The organism is Pseudomonas sp. Hp2 (genome assembly GCF_006386585.1).
GTDB lineage: Bacteria > Pseudomonadota > Gammaproteobacteria > Xanthomonadales > Xanthomonadaceae > Pseudomonas_S > Pseudomonas_S boreopolis.
The window spans coordinates 377,643-393,170 of sequence record NZ_VAHJ01000002.1; the positions used below are offsets into that span (position 1 = coordinate 377,643).

Here is a 15,528-nt window from a genome sequence, read left to right on the forward strand (position 1 = left end):
CTCGGACTTCCCCTCAGCCCTGCATCAACAGGCTGGCTTCAAGCGCCACGATGGCAACGACGCCGGCGATCTCGCTGCGTACCAGGCGGCGCCGCGCTTGCGCGTCGTCCTCACGCGCAAGCAGCCGGCGACGCATCCAGACCCAGCCGTAGGCCGTCGCGCCATACAGGCACAGCCGCCAGACCAGGAAGTAGCCCGCTGCTGCCGCCAGCCAACGCTCCCAGCCCGCGACGCTTCCGACGAGGTAGATGCCAACGATGTTGGCACCCACGGCGACGGCCGCGAGTACCACCGTCCACAGCAGCGCCTTCGCTGCGCGCCGGTTGAACAGCCAGCGCGGGCGCAGCCAGGCCGCACGCATCAGGCTCATGGCCGGCCTCCCGGATTGCCCTTCTGCAACTGATCGAGGCGGTCAGGCACCGGATCGCCTTCGTAGATGCCACGCGAGCCCGCCGCGCGCGTGCCGTGGCGCTGGATGATCGCCATGGGCGAGTTGTTCGCCAGCTCCCGGCGCAGCTCCAGCTCGGTCTTGAGGTTGCGAATCTCGCGATCGAGCGTGTCGCTCTCGTGGTTCACCGCCTCCACGGCGAGCTGGTTGGCCGCCACGTTGGGCTCCTTCTTGCCGGTCAGCAGCGTGCGTTGCAGCAGTAGCGCCTTCTCCAGCACCGACGCCAGCGCAACCTCGGACGCCAGGCGCTGCGACAGCAGGTGCTGGTCCGGTTCGTCGCGCAGTGCCTCGACCACGCCGCGCGTGATGGGCAGCGACGCGCTGCCGGCCTCCCGCAGGTTTTCGGGCGTCGTGTTCTTCGCCTTGGAGACCAGGTCCTGGAGCGCCTGCAGCTTGGCGTCGTACTCCTCCTGGATCAGGGGCGTCAGCCCGACGCCGGGCACCGTCTCCGTCTTGGTGCAGGCGTCGCAGGTGCGCTGCTCCTTCTCGCCGAGCACCCGTGTTGCCCACTCGATGGCCGCCTGCGGCGTGGTCCAGGTTTGGCACGACAGGCTCGTGCAACTGGCCGGAGCGATTGCCGACGTGTCGGTCACCCCGCGGCCATTGACCAGGTTGTAGCCCGCGCGGGTGACGTCACCGACCACCTTGATCGCGGGCTGACCGGAGCCGCCGGCATTGCTTCCCCCGACCCAGGGCACGCCATCGTTGCCACGGCGCGTCTCGGCCTGCTCGATGGCCGAGACGGCATCCGTGCTCGAAACAGCGTCACGCAGTGCCAACCCCTCTGCCATCTGGCTCCAGCCGAGTTGGCCGCCAGCCGTTTCGGCCATCTTTTCGGCCATGGCGCGGCACGTCAGCTTCGAGCGGTCGAAATCCAGCCGCGCTTGCAGAACGCCGTTGGTGAGCAGGTTGTAGAGGCCTGGATCTGCACGCTGGATGATCAACGCCGGCAGGGACGCCACAGCACTCGTAGCACTCTGGATCACCGAGGACATGATCTGCTGAAAGCCATTGGTGACACCGTTGAGTTGATTCTTCAACGTGGTCTGAATGCTCATGTCGCCGCAGATCAGATTGCTGTTCCAGCCGACACCCACGCCGAGCGAGCGCATGCCGGCTGCGCGGCCCATCGAAACGGCGCTGCCGCCGCCGATGGAGTACATGACGTCATCGCCGATGACGTTGCCGCTGGTCTGGTAGCCTAGTTGGCCCCAGGCCACGCCGCTTGCCAGAACCAACGCGCCGGTAATCGCCAAACAGATCATCTTGCCACGAGCCGGTGGGGAGAACTGCATAGAGTCGGAACGCTTCATCGCGACACCTCAAAGGAAATCAACGCTGCCAAGGAACACCTGTCCACGGCGTTCGCAGCAGGCATACGGCCGCCACAGCGCCCAGGCGTAGTCGCCTTGCTGGGCCTGGGTCAGGAAGCCGGTGCGTGGGAAAACCGTGCAGGACGAGGACAGGACGGGCGTGAGTTCCTGCCACTTGCCAGTCGAGGCATCACCCTCCATCAGCGCGCCGGCGGGCCAGTAGCCATCGCGGGCGTTGGCAAGCAGCGGCTGGTACACGTGCAACTGCCCCCGGCGAGTGACGATATCTCCCGCACGCTGGGCCACCACGGCCCCCGATTTGTGGTCGTCGGTCTGGTGCAGGAAGCCGCCGCGGGGATACACGTTGCCCCAAAGGCTCATCGTGGTGCGTGCGCCGACCTCGCGCATGCCGGGAATCAATGCCTCCGGGTAGGCCATCTCGGGCACGTTGTAGCGCCAGGCAAGCGTGTCCAAGGTGCTGAGCAGATACGGCATGAATGCCGTTCCCGCGCCCTCGCAGAAGTAGCCCGAGGACGAAACAAACTGGTTGAACACCTCGACGCCGGGATGGCCGATCACCTCGGCGTTCTTGAATTTCGCGAGATTGTTTTCGTGATCCTCGTTCGTCGTTCCATCGCCGCCCGCTTGGGCGGACGGATTGGCCGTACTCATCGCCCGGACTTCAACCCACGGGTTCTCGCCCGTGTTGCTGTAGCTGGAGACGACCGCATCGGGGATGTAGTGGCGCACCTTGACAGAGGTGCGCACCGTGCATCCTCCCCAGGTGCAGTAGAGCCAGTAGCAGATACCCACCACCCGGTACTCCAAGCAATCGGGCGAGGCCACCGAGGCAACGATGGCGGTGGTGTTCAAGGCGTAGCTACCCGTGGCGCTGAGCAGCATCAAGGAAGCCACGCCGGCCCGCATGCGGCGCATCAGGTCGAATGGTCGCGTCATGGCTGGGTCCTCCGACGCTGCTCGATGCGCGCGACAGCGCGGGCCACATCCGGCTCGCCATAGACCACGTAGCGCTGATCCACCACGACAGCCGGGATGCTGGTGATGCCCAGGCTCCATGCGTCGGTGACGCCCTGGTATGCGGAAGCGATGCGGCGCTGTAGGTCGGCGCCGCCTTGGTTCAGCCGACGCTTGACGGTGGCCGCCGCCTGTTCGGGGGCGGCGGGCAGTTCCGCAGAAAGCTCCGCTTCAATCCGGCGGGCTTCGTCTAGCACGATCAGCCGCTCGCCGCCCATGGTCTTGACCGGGTGGTGGCTGTCGGTGACGACCAGTACGTCGGCTGCGAAGGTGACGGGGCTGAACACGGCCAGGGACGCCGGCAGCGCCACGACGAGACCAAGGGTTCGCCAGCCCGACGCGAACGTGGAAAAGGATGCCGGCATGTCGCGTGCCCCGAAAGTTGATCAGGGCCATAGTCAAACGCGAACCCGATGCCACCCCAACAAACAATGCGCATCGCGGGCTGCCCGCATACCTGCTTGTCCCGCGCCATAAAAAAACGGAGGCCGAAGCCTCCGCGAGGATCAATGAAGCAATGCGACCGTTACAGCAGGCCTGACTCCGCAAAGGAGAACGGGGAACCTTGGCCTACGATGATGTGATCCAGTACCCGTACATCGATGAGCGCCAGCGCGGCCTGCAGTTGCTGGGTCAGCACACGATCCGCGCTCGACGGCTCGGAGATGCCCGAGGGGTGCTGGTGCGCGAAGATCACCGCGGCGGCGTTCAACTCCAGCACACGCTGTACGACGACACGTGGATAAACAGAAGTCGAGTTGATCGTGCCCCTGAACAATGGCTCGTAGGCCAGCACCTGGTGCATGCTATCCAGGAACACAGCGGCAAATATCTCGTTGGGTTCAGCGACCAGTTTCACGCGCAGATAGTCCCGCACGGCGGCCGGCCGGCTGAGGCATGGTCCAGCTTTGAAGATCCGTTTTTCCAGCAGCACGATGGCCTGCTGGATGATCCAGTCTTCGTGTTGGGCAGCTACGGCGGAAAGCGACTCCACACAGGAGTCATTGATGGCGAAAGACATGGCGAACCTCCAGACGGTGAGATCGGAGGGCGCGCGCCCCCGAGGGCAAGCCCTCCTGGGGATGAGAATGAAAAGATGCATCCATCACCGCGATTGGGGTGACCGTTCGCGGCCAGGATGCAAGGCGAACGAGTCGCGGTCAGCGCAGAGGACTGCGCCGTAGCCTTGAAGACCGGGGCTACCTGGGCATGTCGCCGACGACGTCGGCAGGCATTTCGGATGTGGGTGTGCTGGTCGGACCGTCAGCCGCCAGCATGTCCATGGCTGACAGCAAGGCATCGCCCTCGATCGGCCCCTGCAGCAGGATGGCCTGGCCCGTTTGGCGATCGAGCAGGCGCAGCGACGGCGTGGCGGTTACGCCGCTCTTGGTGGCTTCCGCAGCCTGGGCGCGGATAGCCGCACTGGGCCTTTCGCTTGCCATGCACTGCTCGACGGCTGGCGTCGATTCGGGGTAGCGCAAGCCATCGGGCAAGCCCTGGCCGTCGCTGCGCGTGTGGGCATAGACCCATTCGATCGCCTGCCAGAACGCGACATGCCCACCTGCTTCGGCAGCGCATTCCACTAGGCGTGCCTCGGCTGACGCGGCCGGCTCGTGCTCGGCCAGCGGCTGGTGGTGCCATTGCAGCGCCACGTCGGTGTTGTTGCCGATCCACCGCTTGAGCTGCGGGAAATATTCCCGGCAGAACGGGCACTCCAGGTCGGCATAGAGCGTCAGCGTGAAACGGCCTTTGGGGTTGCCCATTAGCCAGGGCGGCCCGGCCACCGGTGCCATGCTGACCGGCGTGGGCGGCTGCGGCGGGGATTCGCCGGGCGACCTCGACACAAGCCAGATCAGCAGCAGCGCGACCAGCACAGCAGCCAATGCCCAAGGCCAGCGGGGTCGCCCGTTGCGGCGGCGGAACGCCTGGACCTGCATCGGAATGGAAGGACGTTTCTGTTCCATGGCGTTCTCCGTCTTACGACAGTTCCAAGGCCGGCGACTCGATGCCGCGCGCCTGGTCGATCTTCTCGGCCACCTTGAAGGCCGCTTCCAGTTCGGTGCAGCCGTAGTGCTGCATGAGCTGGTAGCGCTCGGCCTTCTCTTCGGGTTCGGTCTGCGCCAACGCCAAGTACAGGCTGGGCGGCACGGCGCGGAACAGCACTTCCATGCTCTTGGAAAGGATGACGCCCTCGGTGAACTTGCCCGCTTCTTTGCGCGCCGAGAGCATCAGCGCTTTCTGCGCGGGCGAGAGTTCGCGGAAGCGTGCAATCTTCTCGACCTCATCGGGCGGCATCGACAGGCAGATCCACCACTCAATCATGTTGAGCATGGGCTCCGCGGCACGCGGCAGATCGTCGATATTTTGTGTAGCCAGCCAGAACCAGGCCCCTAGCTTGCGCCACATTTTTGTAATTTTTACAACGTAGGGCGCAAGCAGCGGGTTCTTCGTGATGATGTGGCCTTCGTCGGTCACATTGATGATCGGACGGCCCAGGTACTGGTCGCGCTCGGCGATGTTGTTCACCGTGCTGATCAGGCTGATGTAGGCGATGGAGAGCTGCGCGTTGTAGCCCTCCCGGGCATAGGTCGCGAGATCCACCAGCGTGATGTCGGCCTCGGGCCACGGCGTGCCATCGCGATCGAACATCTCGCCGTCCGTGCCTTGGCAGAACATGTCCATCGCGTCCGCCATCTCCAGCAGCCGCACGCGCCGCATCTCGGGCAGCGTCGGGTCCTGGCCGCGCGTGCGCAGCGCGTTGCGCACGTCGCGCGTGAGCACCGTGCGTTTCTCGGCCACGCAGTGCTCGGCGGCATCGAGGATGCACTGGCGGATCAGCGAGCGATCGGCCCGCGTCATCCGGGCTTCTTCCTTGTCCTCGCCGCCTGTGATCATCAGCCGTGCCGTGATCTCCAGTTCACCCAGCACGTCGCGCTGCTCGTCCTCCTCCATGACCGAGGAATCGGCTGGCAATTCTTCATCCAGTGCATCGGCATCCAGCGTCTGCACGTTGCCGGGCGTTTCGATCAGCCGGCGAGCGTCGGCGAACGGCGCTAGGCTGATGCCCGAGCCAGGAGCCAGCTTGACCCGGTTCACGGTCAGACCCAGGCGCTTTGCGAAGTCGCTGAACAAGCCGAAGCTGTTGCCGGCCTCCACGATGAACAGCCGCGGCCGGTAGATGGCCGTGACCTGGTTCAAGAGGTTGTTGAGCGTTGCGCTCTTGCCCGAGCCGGTGGGGCCGAACAGGAACAGATGGGCGTTCATCTGCCTGTCCAAGCGGTTCAGTGGATCAAACGTGATCGGCCCGCCGCCGCGGTTGAAGAACGTGTTGCCCGGATGACCCGTACCCTGGCTGCGACCCCACGCCGGCGAGAGATTCGCCACATGCTGGGCGAACATCAGTTGGGTGAACCAGTTCCGTCGATCTTGCGCAGGGTTGTAGCAGCACGGTAGCCAGCGCAGGTAGCTGTTGAGCGGCGCGACTTCATCGTCCTCGCGCACAGGCTGCAACCCCGCGTTGAGCATCACGTTGGCGAGGTCCAGACCGCGCCTGTCAAGTTCGGCTTCATCGCGTCCGCGCAGATAGAAGGCCAGCGTGCCGCGGTAGAGCTTGTGCGCGCTGCCGATGAGCGAGCGTGCCTCCTGCACATCCTTGAGCGTTTGTTCCGATGCCAGTGTTTCGCCGACAGCCTTCTTCGCCAGGTGATTCAGGTGCGATTCGAGGATGTCCTGGGGCGTCGCCACCATGGTCAGACACATCGTAGTGTCTTCGGGCATCTGATCGAAAAGCGTGTTGATAGCGTCCCCCTTGCGGGTTTCGCCGGTCAGGTGCCCCGTACCGGGCGGCATGCGTAGCCGGTCGGTGACCAGTACGCGATGCGGCATACCGTCGAAGTACCAGGTGCCGTGCTCGGCATCGGAGCGAGGCTGACCGAAGAATAGCCGTTGACTGAAGTCCCGACCACTCGCCAGCTCGATTTCACCTTCCTCCACCTCGTCGGGATAGCGGGCCAGCGCATAGAAGCGCTCTCGCTCCTCTGCGCCGGGCCCGAGCATCGTGGGGCGTGGGTTGAACCAACGCAGCAGCCAGTCGTGAACATCGGCCGCGACCATGCGCCGGGCCTGGATGCCGGCGTTCGCCAAGCCGCCGCAGAGGCGATCGCAGACGATGTTCAGCATTTGCTCGGGTGTCTGGCCGCGGCGGTTCGCCTGCCCGGCGGCCCGGCGATAGACCACCATGCGCACGCGCCGCGTCTGGCCGCGCCAGCGCAACCGCGTGACCACCGTATCCTCGAACAGTCCGCCGGGCTTGGCCACCGCGCGCAGGTGGTGGCCAAAGAAGCGGAGGTAGAACTCGGTGAAGGCCGTGCTGCGGGCGCGCGGCTGCACGTAGTCGCGTAGCGTCTGCATGTACTGGTCGAAGCTGGGCTCGTCCTGTGCATAGAGCTGGAGCACCCACGGGTTCTCATCCAGCTCATCGAACGAGTCCTGGAGCGCGTTTTCGAGCGCATCGCGGGCATGAGCGAGCCAGCCCGGCTCCCGACCTTCGGTGCCTAGCGGGACCAGTTCGTAGAAGGCCGCGACCGATTGCCCGTCCTCCAGCAGCATGGACTTCGACGGCGGCAGGAACTCCACCCACGGCAGCAGCTCCGCGAATGACTGCGCAACGTCGTACATCGCCTGCTCGTCCGCCACGGTCGCCGGCCTGCGGCCCTGGACCGTCGCTCCGGGTTCGGCAATGCCGGCCTGGCGCAACGCCTCGACGTGGCGCTGCCAGCCGTCCGGCTGCTCGTCATTGCCACCATCGGATGCAGCCAGCTTCGGCCAGGGGAGTTTCCAGCGCATCAGTAGTCCTCCACGCGCTCGCCCGGCATGGCGTACTGCACTCGCTGGTACAGGGGAAAGACCGTCGTGTAGCCCGGAACCGGCACGGGATCGGTGCCCGCCAGGTGCGGGTACACATACATGACAAGATCGGGGTTCGGCAGGCGGTGGAACTGGCGATAGACCTCGTTGCGCGCCGTGCGCGTGTAGCGCATCTGCTCGGTGGGCGCGGCCTCCACGTCGGCCTCGGTCAGCGGCCGGCGCAGGCTCTGGCGTGCATCGAGCAATTGCCTGCGCGCCACCTGGCCGGCGCCACCACCCCCGTCACCGGCGTTCTGCTGCCAGATGTCCATCATCGTGCTGTCGCCGTGGGGGAGCAGCTTTTCCTTGCTGGTGGCACAGCCGCCGAGCACCGCGACGGCGAGGGCCAGCGCCAGGGCCTTATTCAAGTTCGAGAGCATGGCTTTCTCCTGCGCGGTGATCGACCTTGCGGCCTTCGGGATCGAAGTCGATGGCGAGCGGCTTTTCGAGGTGGACGGCGACCTTCGCGCCGGGCTGGACATAGACAGCGGCGAACGCCTGGCCGTACAGCTTGTTCACCCAGTCGGCCATGTCGCGCACGCCACCGGCCAGGATGCGGCCCACGGCTTCATTGCCCGAGATACCGACGCTGCCGATGGAGCCGTCGGCGCCGACGTAGGACATCTGGCCGCTGTCGCTGTCGATCAGCGAGGCGACGCCGGCACCGGCGGCGGTAATCAGGGCTTGCGAGCCAAGGTACTGCTGGGCGTTGCTGCGCCGCTCCCCGCTGACGCAGGGAATGCCGTATGGGTCGCTGATCCAGCCCAGGCCTCCACTTTGAGAGTTCTGCTGCTGGTTGTTTTGCTGGTTGCCGTCGCGGTCTTCGGGGATGGTGCGGATCGTGCCGTCGTGGAAGACGAAGGTGATGCTGCGTACCTGGCCGCGCACGCACGAGAGCGTCCAGTCGCCCGATGCGGTGCCGCTGAACACGGCACCGGCCACGTCGGGAATGTCGATGCCATTGGCGGTCAGGTTGTCCTGTCCGACCAACACCTTGAAGGGGTACGGATCGTTGACGGTTCCGTCGATCGGCACGCGGCCGATCAGCGCCGTCATCGCCACCGACCCCATCAGTGTCGAATTGGTCGGTACGGTATAGACCGCCTTGGCGCTCTTCACGCCTGCGGCGCGTGCGCCCGCGTTCGCCACGGTTTCGGCCGTGGTTTCCAACGTGCTCTGCGCGGGGCCGAAGCTCGTCGGGAAGCTCATGCCGCTACCCGTGCCACGACTGCTGTTGCGCCCCTCGGCTTTCCTCGCATCGTCGGGTTCGACCCAGCGCACGCCGCCTTCCATGCCGGCCTCGTCGCCGTCACGCAGCCCCAGACCCACCGGCAGGTCGGCATGGCCGCCGCCACGTCCGCCGATACTGTCCAGGCGCCGTTGCAGGTCGGCCAGCAGTCCTTCGGTCTGCTGGCGCGCGCTGGCTGCCTGCTCTTGGTCGCGACGCAGGTTGGTGCGCTCGGAGTCGAGGGCCGAATTGATGCGCTGGTCAATGGAGTTCTCGCGCTGGCGCAGTCGCTGGTTTTCTTCGCGCTGGGATTTGTTGTCCGAGAGCGCGGTCTGAAGCTCGGTGCGCAACTGCTTCACTTGGGCAACGAGCGTCGCCACGGTGTCGCGCGGGGTATCGCCCTCGATGCCCAGCGCCTTCATTTCCGCTGGCGTGAGCTTGGCGCCGGCATCCGCGGTCGGTGGTGCCGAAGTGCTGCCTCCCGAGAACAGCCGGATGGCGACGAACAGCACCAGCACGGCAACCGGGATCATCAGCCACTTCAGGAGTCCATTACTGCGCATGGCGGACCTCCTTGCGGTCGGTGCCATCCTGGGAACCGGCTTCCGGTTGCGGGAGATGCACGGCCGGGTCGAAGCGGTTGACCGCTGGTAGCAGCGATTGCGCAAGGCCACGCCCGCGCGTCACCAGGTACAGGACGGTCGTGTCCTCGGGCGTCCCGCGCGGGCCAAGCGCCTCGTGTTGGAAGGTGGCGGTGAGGAAATCGCCTTGCAGCACGCGCGGGTCCAGGGTGATCCAGCCGCTGCTGCTGTTGGTCAGGCGCACGGCGGTCACCCACTGGTCTTCCAGACGCCATGACGCGAGCGCGACCGCGCGCACGGGCAGCGTCGGCATCAGCGTGCCGAGGTCGAGGCCACTGCGCAGGTTCACCCGCATGACGCTCGGCAGCGGCTCCACGGTGCGTAGCGGCGCGTAGAGGTTCTGTGCGGCGAAGCGCGTCAGGACAACCGACACCGGGGTCTCGCGTCGCGCCGCTCGCGCGCCGGCCTGGTCCTGGGCGCGCGCCGGAGCTTCGTTGTCATCGCCGGGCTGATCGCCATAGCGCGCCGGGGTGCTGTTGCCCTCGACGATGCGCACTGGTTCCAGCTCGGCTTCGCCGTCCTTGGCTGGCTCCGCCGCAATGTCCAGCAGGATCAGCGCGCCCGTGTCGGCGTCCTGCAATTGCAGCCGCGTGGGCTCGATCGGCTCGCTAGCACGCAGGTACACCGCGCCGCCCGCGCTCTGCACCCGTAGGCGCTCGCCGACGCCCGCAGGTACGCCCACGCGGACGTTGCGGTCGATGAACACGATGCGCTCGTGGCCGACCTTCAGCGGCACCGCCAACGGCATACGTTCCCAGCGCAGGATCTCCACCGCCTGGACAGCAGGAGCCGCGGCCACGGCCAACAGCCCCAGCAGCGTGAGTACAGGATGCTTCATGGGGTTTCTCCTTGGGGCGCTTGCGGAGACAGGCCACCAGACGCCGGGCGCGTCGGCTCCGGCGTGCTGATGCGCTGGGGCGCGCCCTCATAGCAGTCGAGCGCCAGGCCGAACGGGTTGCGGGCAGGATCGACGTCCACCCGCGTGACCTTCACGGGATAGCGCACCAGAGCGCGCTTGACTTGCTCGGCGCCGTAGTACTCGTCGGCGGTGATGTCCAGCGTCACTACCCAGTCGCGGTCGGAAACCACGCGTACGCGGGCCGTGGGGTCGTCGCCGTAGCCGCGGCCGGGGATTTCGTAGATGCCGCGCACGCGCTGGCGCAACTCGCCCGTGCTGCGGCGGTAGTCGTAGTCCGCGCGCAGGAAGGCCTGGCAGGATGGGGTGAGGTACGGCGAGAGCGTGTGGAGGTTGCGCGCGTAGTCCTCTTCGCCATTCGTCGGCCAGCGGTTGAGCGTCTGGAACACGTAGAACGTGAACGCATAGACCGATTCGGGCGGCACTTCCCACCACTTCCTGGTACTGCCGGAGCGCAGGTCAGGCGGAACGTGGATGGTCAGATCGCGGGGAGCGCTCCACCAGCCGCCACCCATGACCAGGGCGACGATGATCAGGGCGCCAGCACCCAGGCGAAGCGTCTTGATGTGCGCCTGCAGGTGGGTGATCTCGTTCTTGAAGCGGCTCATCGTGCGCTCCTTCGGGTGGTCCAGAAGCCGGAGCGCGAGATCAGCACATGGCCGCCTACCCAGCCCGCCATCAGCGGATGGCGTGTGGCAATGCGCCATTGCAGTTGCCGATACAGCCAGGTGTCGGGACGCCCGCGCTTGAGGCGGCGAAGAATGCCGCCGCCGATGAACACGCCGAAGGCCACGCCCAGGACGACGAACGTGGGTGCTAGCGCGATCGTGCGGAACACCCACGACAGCGGTGCGCCGACCAGCAGACCGGCGGCGCCGGACAGGCCGCAGCAGATCCACAGCTCGTCGGCGGTGAGACCGCGCACCACAACGGGATGTCGATTGAGCCGGTGCGGAAGGAACGTGACCGTCCCGTCCGCACGGACGTGCTGCTGCTCGGACATACCGGCCTCGCTTACAGGATGCCGGTGGCTTCGGTGAGCAGCCAGATGCCGATCACGAGCAGGACGGCGCCGATGGCGACCGTGAGGCCGAACTGGCCCCACGTCTTGCGGCCTGTGTGGATTTCCGCGTAGGTCCCGTAGGCGTGGTAGCACACGCCGATGAACATGGACGCCACCACCAGCAGAGCCACGAGCATGATGATGTCGTAGCCGTAGTTGCGGATCGTTTCCATGATGCCGTTGCCTGTGCCGCGGGTCGGGTTCTCCAACTGCGGCAGACCCTGCGCGAACGACAGCGCGGGCAGCGCTGCGGTGCCCAGGGCCACGGTGGCGCGCTGGGCAAGACGGGAAGTGAGGATGCGGTTTTGCATGGTCATGCCTTTCAGGTCAGGAGAGGAGGAAGAAAGTCAGGACGAGGTACATCGCGACGAATCGGATGCAGACGCCGAGGAACTGGCGCTGGTTGAGGCGGCTTTCGGACCACCCCACGTAGGCCGTTCGCATGGCCCAGACGCCCCAGACGAGCAGGACCGCGAACACGACGCCGACCAGGACGGTCGCCATCGCTGAAGGCGCGATGCCGCTGTTGGCTTGAAATGCCGAGACCTGGGCGCCGTTCATGGCTTGCCCTCCGTGGTCGTCGGCGGTGATGGCGGGACGATCCGCTCCGTGCGGTAGTCGCCGATCAGTTCGGAGGCGTCGCGCGGCTGGGCGCGCGACGGTGTGAGATGGGCCTGGATGCCGGCGCGCACGCGCGCCAGGTCAGCCAGCAGCCTCGGGTAATCGAAGTGGTAGCGCTCGCCCGGCTGGATGGGGGCATGCGTAGCGCTGTCGGCGACGGTGCGCTCCAGCGCGTCGAGCTGGCGCAGCGCTGCGACCAACTCCTGACGCTGCGCCGGGGACTCGGCCAACGCCATCGAGGACTGACCCAGTACAAGGGCCGTCACGAGAAAAGTGGGCACGCCGCGATGCGCGGCGCGCAGCCAGATCGGAGCCAACATCGCGCCATTCCTGTGTGATCAGCAATGGCTCGATCGTGGAGATCGGGGCTGTTTCAGGCCGCAAACAATAGGAACCTGCAGATGACCGGATTGATCTGCTAGAGGTACTTCTTGAAGCTGCCCGCAGTCAGGCTCACGGCCAGTCCCAGCAAGGCGGCGCTCGGCAACAGGATCAGCAATGGATGCACCGAGATCGGCAGCGCCAGGTACGTGATCCACGGCAGCACGGCCAGCGGCATGAGGCTGGCTTTCGCACGGTGGTAGATGAACCCGGATTCGCGGCCCGCGCCGAACCTGCGCACGTCGCGTCGCACCAGACCGTCAATCAGACCGACGAAAGCGGCCGTGAAGATCAGTGGCAACGTGAGCACCAGGACCAGCAGGCGCACCAGGAAGGTCAGCGTCGTGAAGGCTGCGGCGATGAGGTAGCTCTCGGCCCAGACATAGACTTGGCTGATGTAGTAGCGGAAGTTGCGCGTCTGCTCGTGGCTGGGCGCGCGGACGCGCTCGGCGGTCTGGCTCATGCGCGCCAGCAGCCCCGAGCGAACGAACACCCATTCGTAGCCTGTATCCACCAACTCGTGCGCCGTGCGCCCTGGCTCCTGCACGACCACGCTGCGCGTGAAGTGGCTGGACAGGTGCCCAAGCTCGTACTGCAACATCTGCTGGGAATGGCGCCAGCCCTGATCCTTCCAGAACAGGTGCATGCCGACGCACTCCACCACGATCGAGAACAGCAGCGAGCCAATCAATACCCCGAGCAGGCGAAATGGCAAGGTGATGGTGCCGACGATCAGACCCTGGCGCTGGTTCTGCTCCCGCTGCGCGGTCGAGGCGGCGTCCTTCATGGCGCGGCCTCGTCGGTACTGTGGTCGGTGTCGGTGGCCACCGCAGCAGGCTCGGCTGGAGCAGCATCGTCCAGCAGGTCATCGGGCAAGGCCGCATCCTGCAAGGCAGGGGAGCTAGTGAAATCCCACCACTGCGTGGCCTCGCTGTAGCTCTGGCGCATGTATCCGGCCAGTTGCTGCAGATCCGCCGGCATCACTTCATCCGGGTCTGGTGTCGGCAGCGGCATGCGAACCTTCCAAAGCTGGCCGCCTTGCAGCAGCGCGAAGCACTGGCCTTTTGGCAGGCCGACTACGTGCGATGGCTCGATCATCGGCACGCTGGACATGCTGATGCGGTCCTGGGTGTTCGACGTGAAATCCGTCGCGCCACGGATGTCCGAGCTGTCGGTCGCCCCTGAGACGATGGTGGTGGTATAGACCTCGACCTTCGGCAACTGCCGCGTCAGCAGTTCGGCGGTGGCCGTCTCGCGCACGCGCAGCATGAACAGGTTGTTGAAGTTGCCGATCACCTGGCCAGCTTTCGCGCGGTTGCCGATACGGGCCTCGATGTCCGAGAGGGTCTGCGTGTACGCGGTGACTTGCAGCCCGGCGCCGCCGCCTTTGTTGATAAGCGGCACGAATTCGTCACCCATGAGTTCATTGAATTCATCCGCATGGACGTTGATCGGCACGCGCGCGCCAGCCGAAGCGTCAGGCAGGCCATCGTCGATCCCGTGCTTGTAGATATGACCCGCGACCGAAACCAGGTCGGAGAACATGGAGTTGCCGACCGCTGCGGCAACCTCGGCGTCGGACAGCGCGTCCAGTCCCACATAGACGATGGCGCGCTTCCTGATGACTTGCATCCAATCGAAGATCGGGCGCGGGTCGGTCAGGTCGGAGTAGTTCGGGGCCAGGAGTTGGGCGATCTTGCCGCTGGTGAGCTTTTCCAGCAGCGGCAGCAACGATGCGACGATCTTGTCGAAGTAGGTCTTGTCGTACCGAACTGCCGAGCGCAGGCCGTCGAGCACCGGGTCGTAGTTGCGCGCCTGGGAGAGGTACTGCTCCAGCGCGACCACGCGCTTCTCGCGCCCGATCATGTTGCGCGGGATGTTCTTCTCGTTGAGCTTGGCCTCGATCTGGACGATCACCTCCCAGGCCTTGGGCTCGGTCTTGGCGAAGTAGTGCTGGGCGTACTCGATAAACAGTGCGTCGATGTTGATGACGTGCCGCTGGATCAGCATGTAGTCCGGGCGCTGCCCCAGTTCCACCAAAGCGCGGGCAATGATGTTGACGAAGCGCCACGCGAACTCCCGGAAGGCCGCGCTGTTGCCTTCACCGGAGAGTTGCCCTGCGATACGGGTGGCGACTTCCGAGATGCGACCGAAGCGTCCTACCGCGTTGTAGCGGGCGCTGATTTCCGGCCAACCGAGATGGAAGATGTAGAACTCGCCTTCACGGCCTGTGCGCTGGGCTTCGACGTACATCCGCTTCAGGAGATCCGCGTCGCCCTTGGGATCGATAACGATCACGACCTCGTGCTCGCCGGCAGCGTTCTTGCGACGGATGTCCTGAGTCACAAACAGCTCGGCCAGCCGCGTCTTGCCCACGCGCGTCGTGCCCAGCACCAGCGAATGTCCGACGCGCTCACCCAGCGGCAGGCTGACGTCCACCTCGTCGGGTTCGATGCCATGCAGCCGCGGCAGGCCACCTACAGGTGGCAGCGGGCGCACAGGGTTGAAAGGAACGTCCCAGCCCGTGAGAGCGGAGAGCCGGGACAGCGGGAACGGCGCGAATTCCAGCCGTTCCTCCAGCCGACGCGCCAGGCGATAGGCCGGTGTCGGCTCCGCGTAGCGGCGAAACTCCGGCCGGTATGTCTGCATGAGCCTATGGGTGTGCTTCTGCTCCCACAGGAATCCGCGCCCGATGAAAAGCCGCTGCTGGCTGACGGGCACATCCTTGCTTGTCATCACGTAGCGCGGCAGGCGGCGGATGTTGCGCCTGTAACGCAGGATGACGCGAGCGTCGCGGTAGCGGATCGCGCCGTAGGCGCCGAACGCCAGGGCGCTGCCGACGCCCATGGCAGGGCTCAGCGCGAGCGACCACGGGGCCACCAGGGACAGAAACGCGGCGCCTGCACACGCTGCGACGGTGTATAGCTCCACCGCTGGGCGTAGCAGAACCTCGATCGGCTGTTTCCCCGACATGGCT

Annotated in this window: 17 protein-coding genes; all 17 read right to left on the reverse strand. The window is 65.8% G+C overall.

The window, feature by feature from the left end:
• Positions 1-13: 13 nt before the first annotated feature.
• Positions 14-370 carry a hypothetical protein gene (locus tag FD678_RS06690; RefSeq protein ID WP_029885967.1) on the reverse strand — a complete coding sequence of 119 codons (357 nt, stop codon included), beginning with the start codon at positions 368-370 and terminating at the stop codon, positions 14-16.
• The gene (locus FD678_RS06695; RefSeq protein ID WP_427194980.1) at positions 367-1,713 is read right to left on the reverse strand and encodes an integrating conjugative element protein; all 1,347 of its coding nucleotides are present in this window, start codon (positions 1,711-1,713) and stop codon (positions 367-369) included. The genes FD678_RS06690 and FD678_RS06695 overlap by 4 nt, the downstream gene beginning before the upstream one ends.
• Before the next feature lie 57 nt (positions 1,714-1,770).
• The gene (locus tag FD678_RS06700; RefSeq protein ID WP_029885965.1) at positions 1,771-2,718 is read right to left on the reverse strand and encodes a TIGR03756 family integrating conjugative element protein; all 948 of its coding nucleotides are present in this window, start codon (positions 2,716-2,718) and stop codon (positions 1,771-1,773) included.
• Positions 2,715-3,161: a TIGR03757 family integrating conjugative element protein gene (locus FD678_RS06705; protein WP_029885964.1), complete on the reverse strand. Its 447-nt coding sequence runs from the start codon at positions 3,159-3,161 to the stop codon at positions 2,715-2,717. Before FD678_RS06705 ends, FD678_RS06700 begins: the two co-directional genes overlap by 4 nt.
• 161 nt (positions 3,162-3,322) lie before the next feature.
• Positions 3,323-3,817 carry a RadC family protein gene (radC, locus tag FD678_RS06710; protein WP_024007868.1) on the reverse strand — a complete coding sequence of 165 codons (495 nt, stop codon included), beginning with the start codon at positions 3,815-3,817 and terminating at the stop codon, positions 3,323-3,325.
• Positions 3,818-3,995: 178 nt separating this feature from the next.
• Positions 3,996-4,760, reverse strand: a complete 765-nt coding sequence (locus tag FD678_RS06715; RefSeq protein ID WP_029885963.1) for a DsbA family protein — start codon at positions 4,758-4,760, stop codon at positions 3,996-3,998.
• Positions 4,761-4,773: 13 nt separating this feature from the next.
• Positions 4,774-7,641: a conjugative transfer ATPase gene (locus FD678_RS06720; RefSeq protein ID WP_029885962.1), complete on the reverse strand. Its 2,868-nt coding sequence runs from the start codon at positions 7,639-7,641 to the stop codon at positions 4,774-4,776.
• Positions 7,641-8,081 (reverse strand): TIGR03751 family conjugal transfer lipoprotein, encoded by a 441-nt coding sequence (locus tag FD678_RS06725; protein WP_029885961.1) that lies wholly within the window; start codon positions 8,079-8,081, stop codon positions 7,641-7,643. Before FD678_RS06725 ends, FD678_RS06720 begins: the two co-directional genes overlap by 1 nt.
• A complete protein-coding gene (locus FD678_RS06730; protein WP_023464783.1) occupies positions 8,062-9,492 on the reverse strand; it encodes a TIGR03752 family integrating conjugative element protein in 1,431 nt (476 codons plus the stop codon). Before FD678_RS06730 ends, FD678_RS06725 begins: the two co-directional genes overlap by 20 nt.
• Positions 9,482-10,408, reverse strand: a complete 927-nt coding sequence (locus FD678_RS06735) for a TIGR03749 family integrating conjugative element protein (protein ID WP_033972374.1) — start codon at positions 10,406-10,408, stop codon at positions 9,482-9,484. The genes FD678_RS06730 and FD678_RS06735 overlap by 11 nt, the downstream gene beginning before the upstream one ends.
• A complete protein-coding gene (locus FD678_RS06740; RefSeq protein ID WP_009459666.1) occupies positions 10,405-11,094 on the reverse strand; it encodes a PFL_4703 family integrating conjugative element protein in 690 nt (229 codons plus the stop codon). The genes FD678_RS06735 and FD678_RS06740 overlap by 4 nt, the downstream gene beginning before the upstream one ends.
• Complete coding sequence (locus FD678_RS06745; RefSeq protein ID WP_009459668.1) at positions 11,091-11,489, reverse strand: TIGR03750 family conjugal transfer protein; 399 nt, start codon at positions 11,487-11,489, stop codon at positions 11,091-11,093. The genes FD678_RS06740 and FD678_RS06745 overlap by 4 nt, the downstream gene beginning before the upstream one ends.
• An 11-nt stretch (positions 11,490-11,500) precedes the next feature.
• Positions 11,501-11,860, reverse strand: coding sequence for a TIGR03745 family integrating conjugative element membrane protein (locus FD678_RS06750; protein WP_024308620.1), 360 nt, complete (start codon positions 11,858-11,860; stop codon positions 11,501-11,503).
• 16 nt (positions 11,861-11,876) lie between these two features.
• Positions 11,877-12,110: a TIGR03758 family integrating conjugative element protein gene (locus tag FD678_RS06755; RefSeq protein ID WP_009459672.1), complete on the reverse strand. Its 234-nt coding sequence runs from the start codon at positions 12,108-12,110 to the stop codon at positions 11,877-11,879.
• Complete coding sequence (locus FD678_RS06760; protein WP_033972373.1) at positions 12,107-12,490, reverse strand: integrative conjugative element protein, RAQPRD family; 384 nt, start codon at positions 12,488-12,490, stop codon at positions 12,107-12,109. The genes FD678_RS06755 and FD678_RS06760 overlap by 4 nt, the downstream gene beginning before the upstream one ends.
• A 98-nt stretch (positions 12,491-12,588) precedes the next feature.
• The gene (locus tag FD678_RS06765) at positions 12,589-13,338 is read right to left on the reverse strand and encodes a TIGR03747 family integrating conjugative element membrane protein (protein WP_033972371.1); all 750 of its coding nucleotides are present in this window, start codon (positions 13,336-13,338) and stop codon (positions 12,589-12,591) included.
• Positions 13,335-15,524, reverse strand: a complete 2,190-nt coding sequence (gene traD / locus FD678_RS06770; RefSeq protein ID WP_033972370.1) for a type IV conjugative transfer system coupling protein TraD — start codon at positions 15,522-15,524, stop codon at positions 13,335-13,337. The genes FD678_RS06765 and traD overlap by 4 nt, the downstream gene beginning before the upstream one ends.
• Positions 15,525-15,528 lie beyond the last annotated feature (4 nt).

Bases quoted from the DNA above. Each gene is read 5' to 3' on its own strand.
- FD678_RS06745 (WP_009459668.1), bottom strand. From the start codon at position 11,489: ATGTCCGAGCAGCAGCACGTCCGTGCGGACGGGACGGTCACGTTCCTT.
- FD678_RS06755 (WP_009459672.1), bottom strand. From the start codon at position 12,110: ATGAACGGCGCCCAGGTCTCGGCATTTCAAGCCAACAGCGGCATCGCG.
- FD678_RS06705 (WP_029885964.1), bottom strand. From the start codon at position 3,161: ATGCCGGCATCCTTTTCCACGTTCGCGTCGGGCTGGCGAACCCTTGGT.
- FD678_RS06715 (WP_029885963.1), bottom strand. From the start codon at position 4,760: ATGGAACAGAAACGTCCTTCCATTCCGATGCAGGTCCAGGCGTTCCGC.
- FD678_RS06695 (WP_427194980.1), bottom strand. From the start codon at position 1,713: ATGATCTGTTTGGCGATTACCGGCGCGTTGGTTCTGGCAAGCGGCGTG.
- FD678_RS06700 (WP_029885965.1), bottom strand. From the start codon at position 2,718: ATGACGCGACCATTCGACCTGATGCGCCGCATGCGGGCCGGCGTGGCT.
- FD678_RS06690 (WP_029885967.1), bottom strand. From the start codon at position 370: ATGAGCCTGATGCGTGCGGCCTGGCTGCGCCCGCGCTGGCTGTTCAAC.
- FD678_RS06735 (WP_033972374.1), bottom strand. From the start codon at position 10,408: ATGAAGCATCCTGTACTCACGCTGCTGGGGCTGTTGGCCGTGGCCGCG.
- FD678_RS06730 (WP_023464783.1), bottom strand. From the start codon at position 9,492: ATGCGCAGTAATGGACTCCTGAAGTGGCTGATGATCCCGGTTGCCGTG.
- FD678_RS06720 (WP_029885962.1), bottom strand. From the start codon at position 7,641: ATGCGCTGGAAACTCCCCTGGCCGAAGCTGGCTGCATCCGATGGTGGC.
- FD678_RS06740 (WP_009459666.1), bottom strand. From the start codon at position 11,094: ATGAGCCGCTTCAAGAACGAGATCACCCACCTGCAGGCGCACATCAAG.
- traD (WP_033972370.1), bottom strand. From the start codon at position 15,524: ATGTCGGGGAAACAGCCGATCGAGGTTCTGCTACGCCCAGCGGTGGAG.
- FD678_RS06760 (WP_033972373.1), bottom strand. From the start codon at position 12,490: ATGTTGGCTCCGATCTGGCTGCGCGCCGCGCATCGCGGCGTGCCCACT.
- radC (WP_024007868.1), bottom strand. From the start codon at position 3,817: ATGTCTTTCGCCATCAATGACTCCTGTGTGGAGTCGCTTTCCGCCGTA.
- FD678_RS06765 (WP_033972371.1), bottom strand. From the start codon at position 13,338: ATGAAGGACGCCGCCTCGACCGCGCAGCGGGAGCAGAACCAGCGCCAG.
- FD678_RS06750 (WP_024308620.1), bottom strand. From the start codon at position 11,860: ATGCAAAACCGCATCCTCACTTCCCGTCTTGCCCAGCGCGCCACCGTG.
- FD678_RS06725 (WP_029885961.1), bottom strand. From the start codon at position 8,081: ATGCTCTCGAACTTGAATAAGGCCCTGGCGCTGGCCCTCGCCGTCGCG.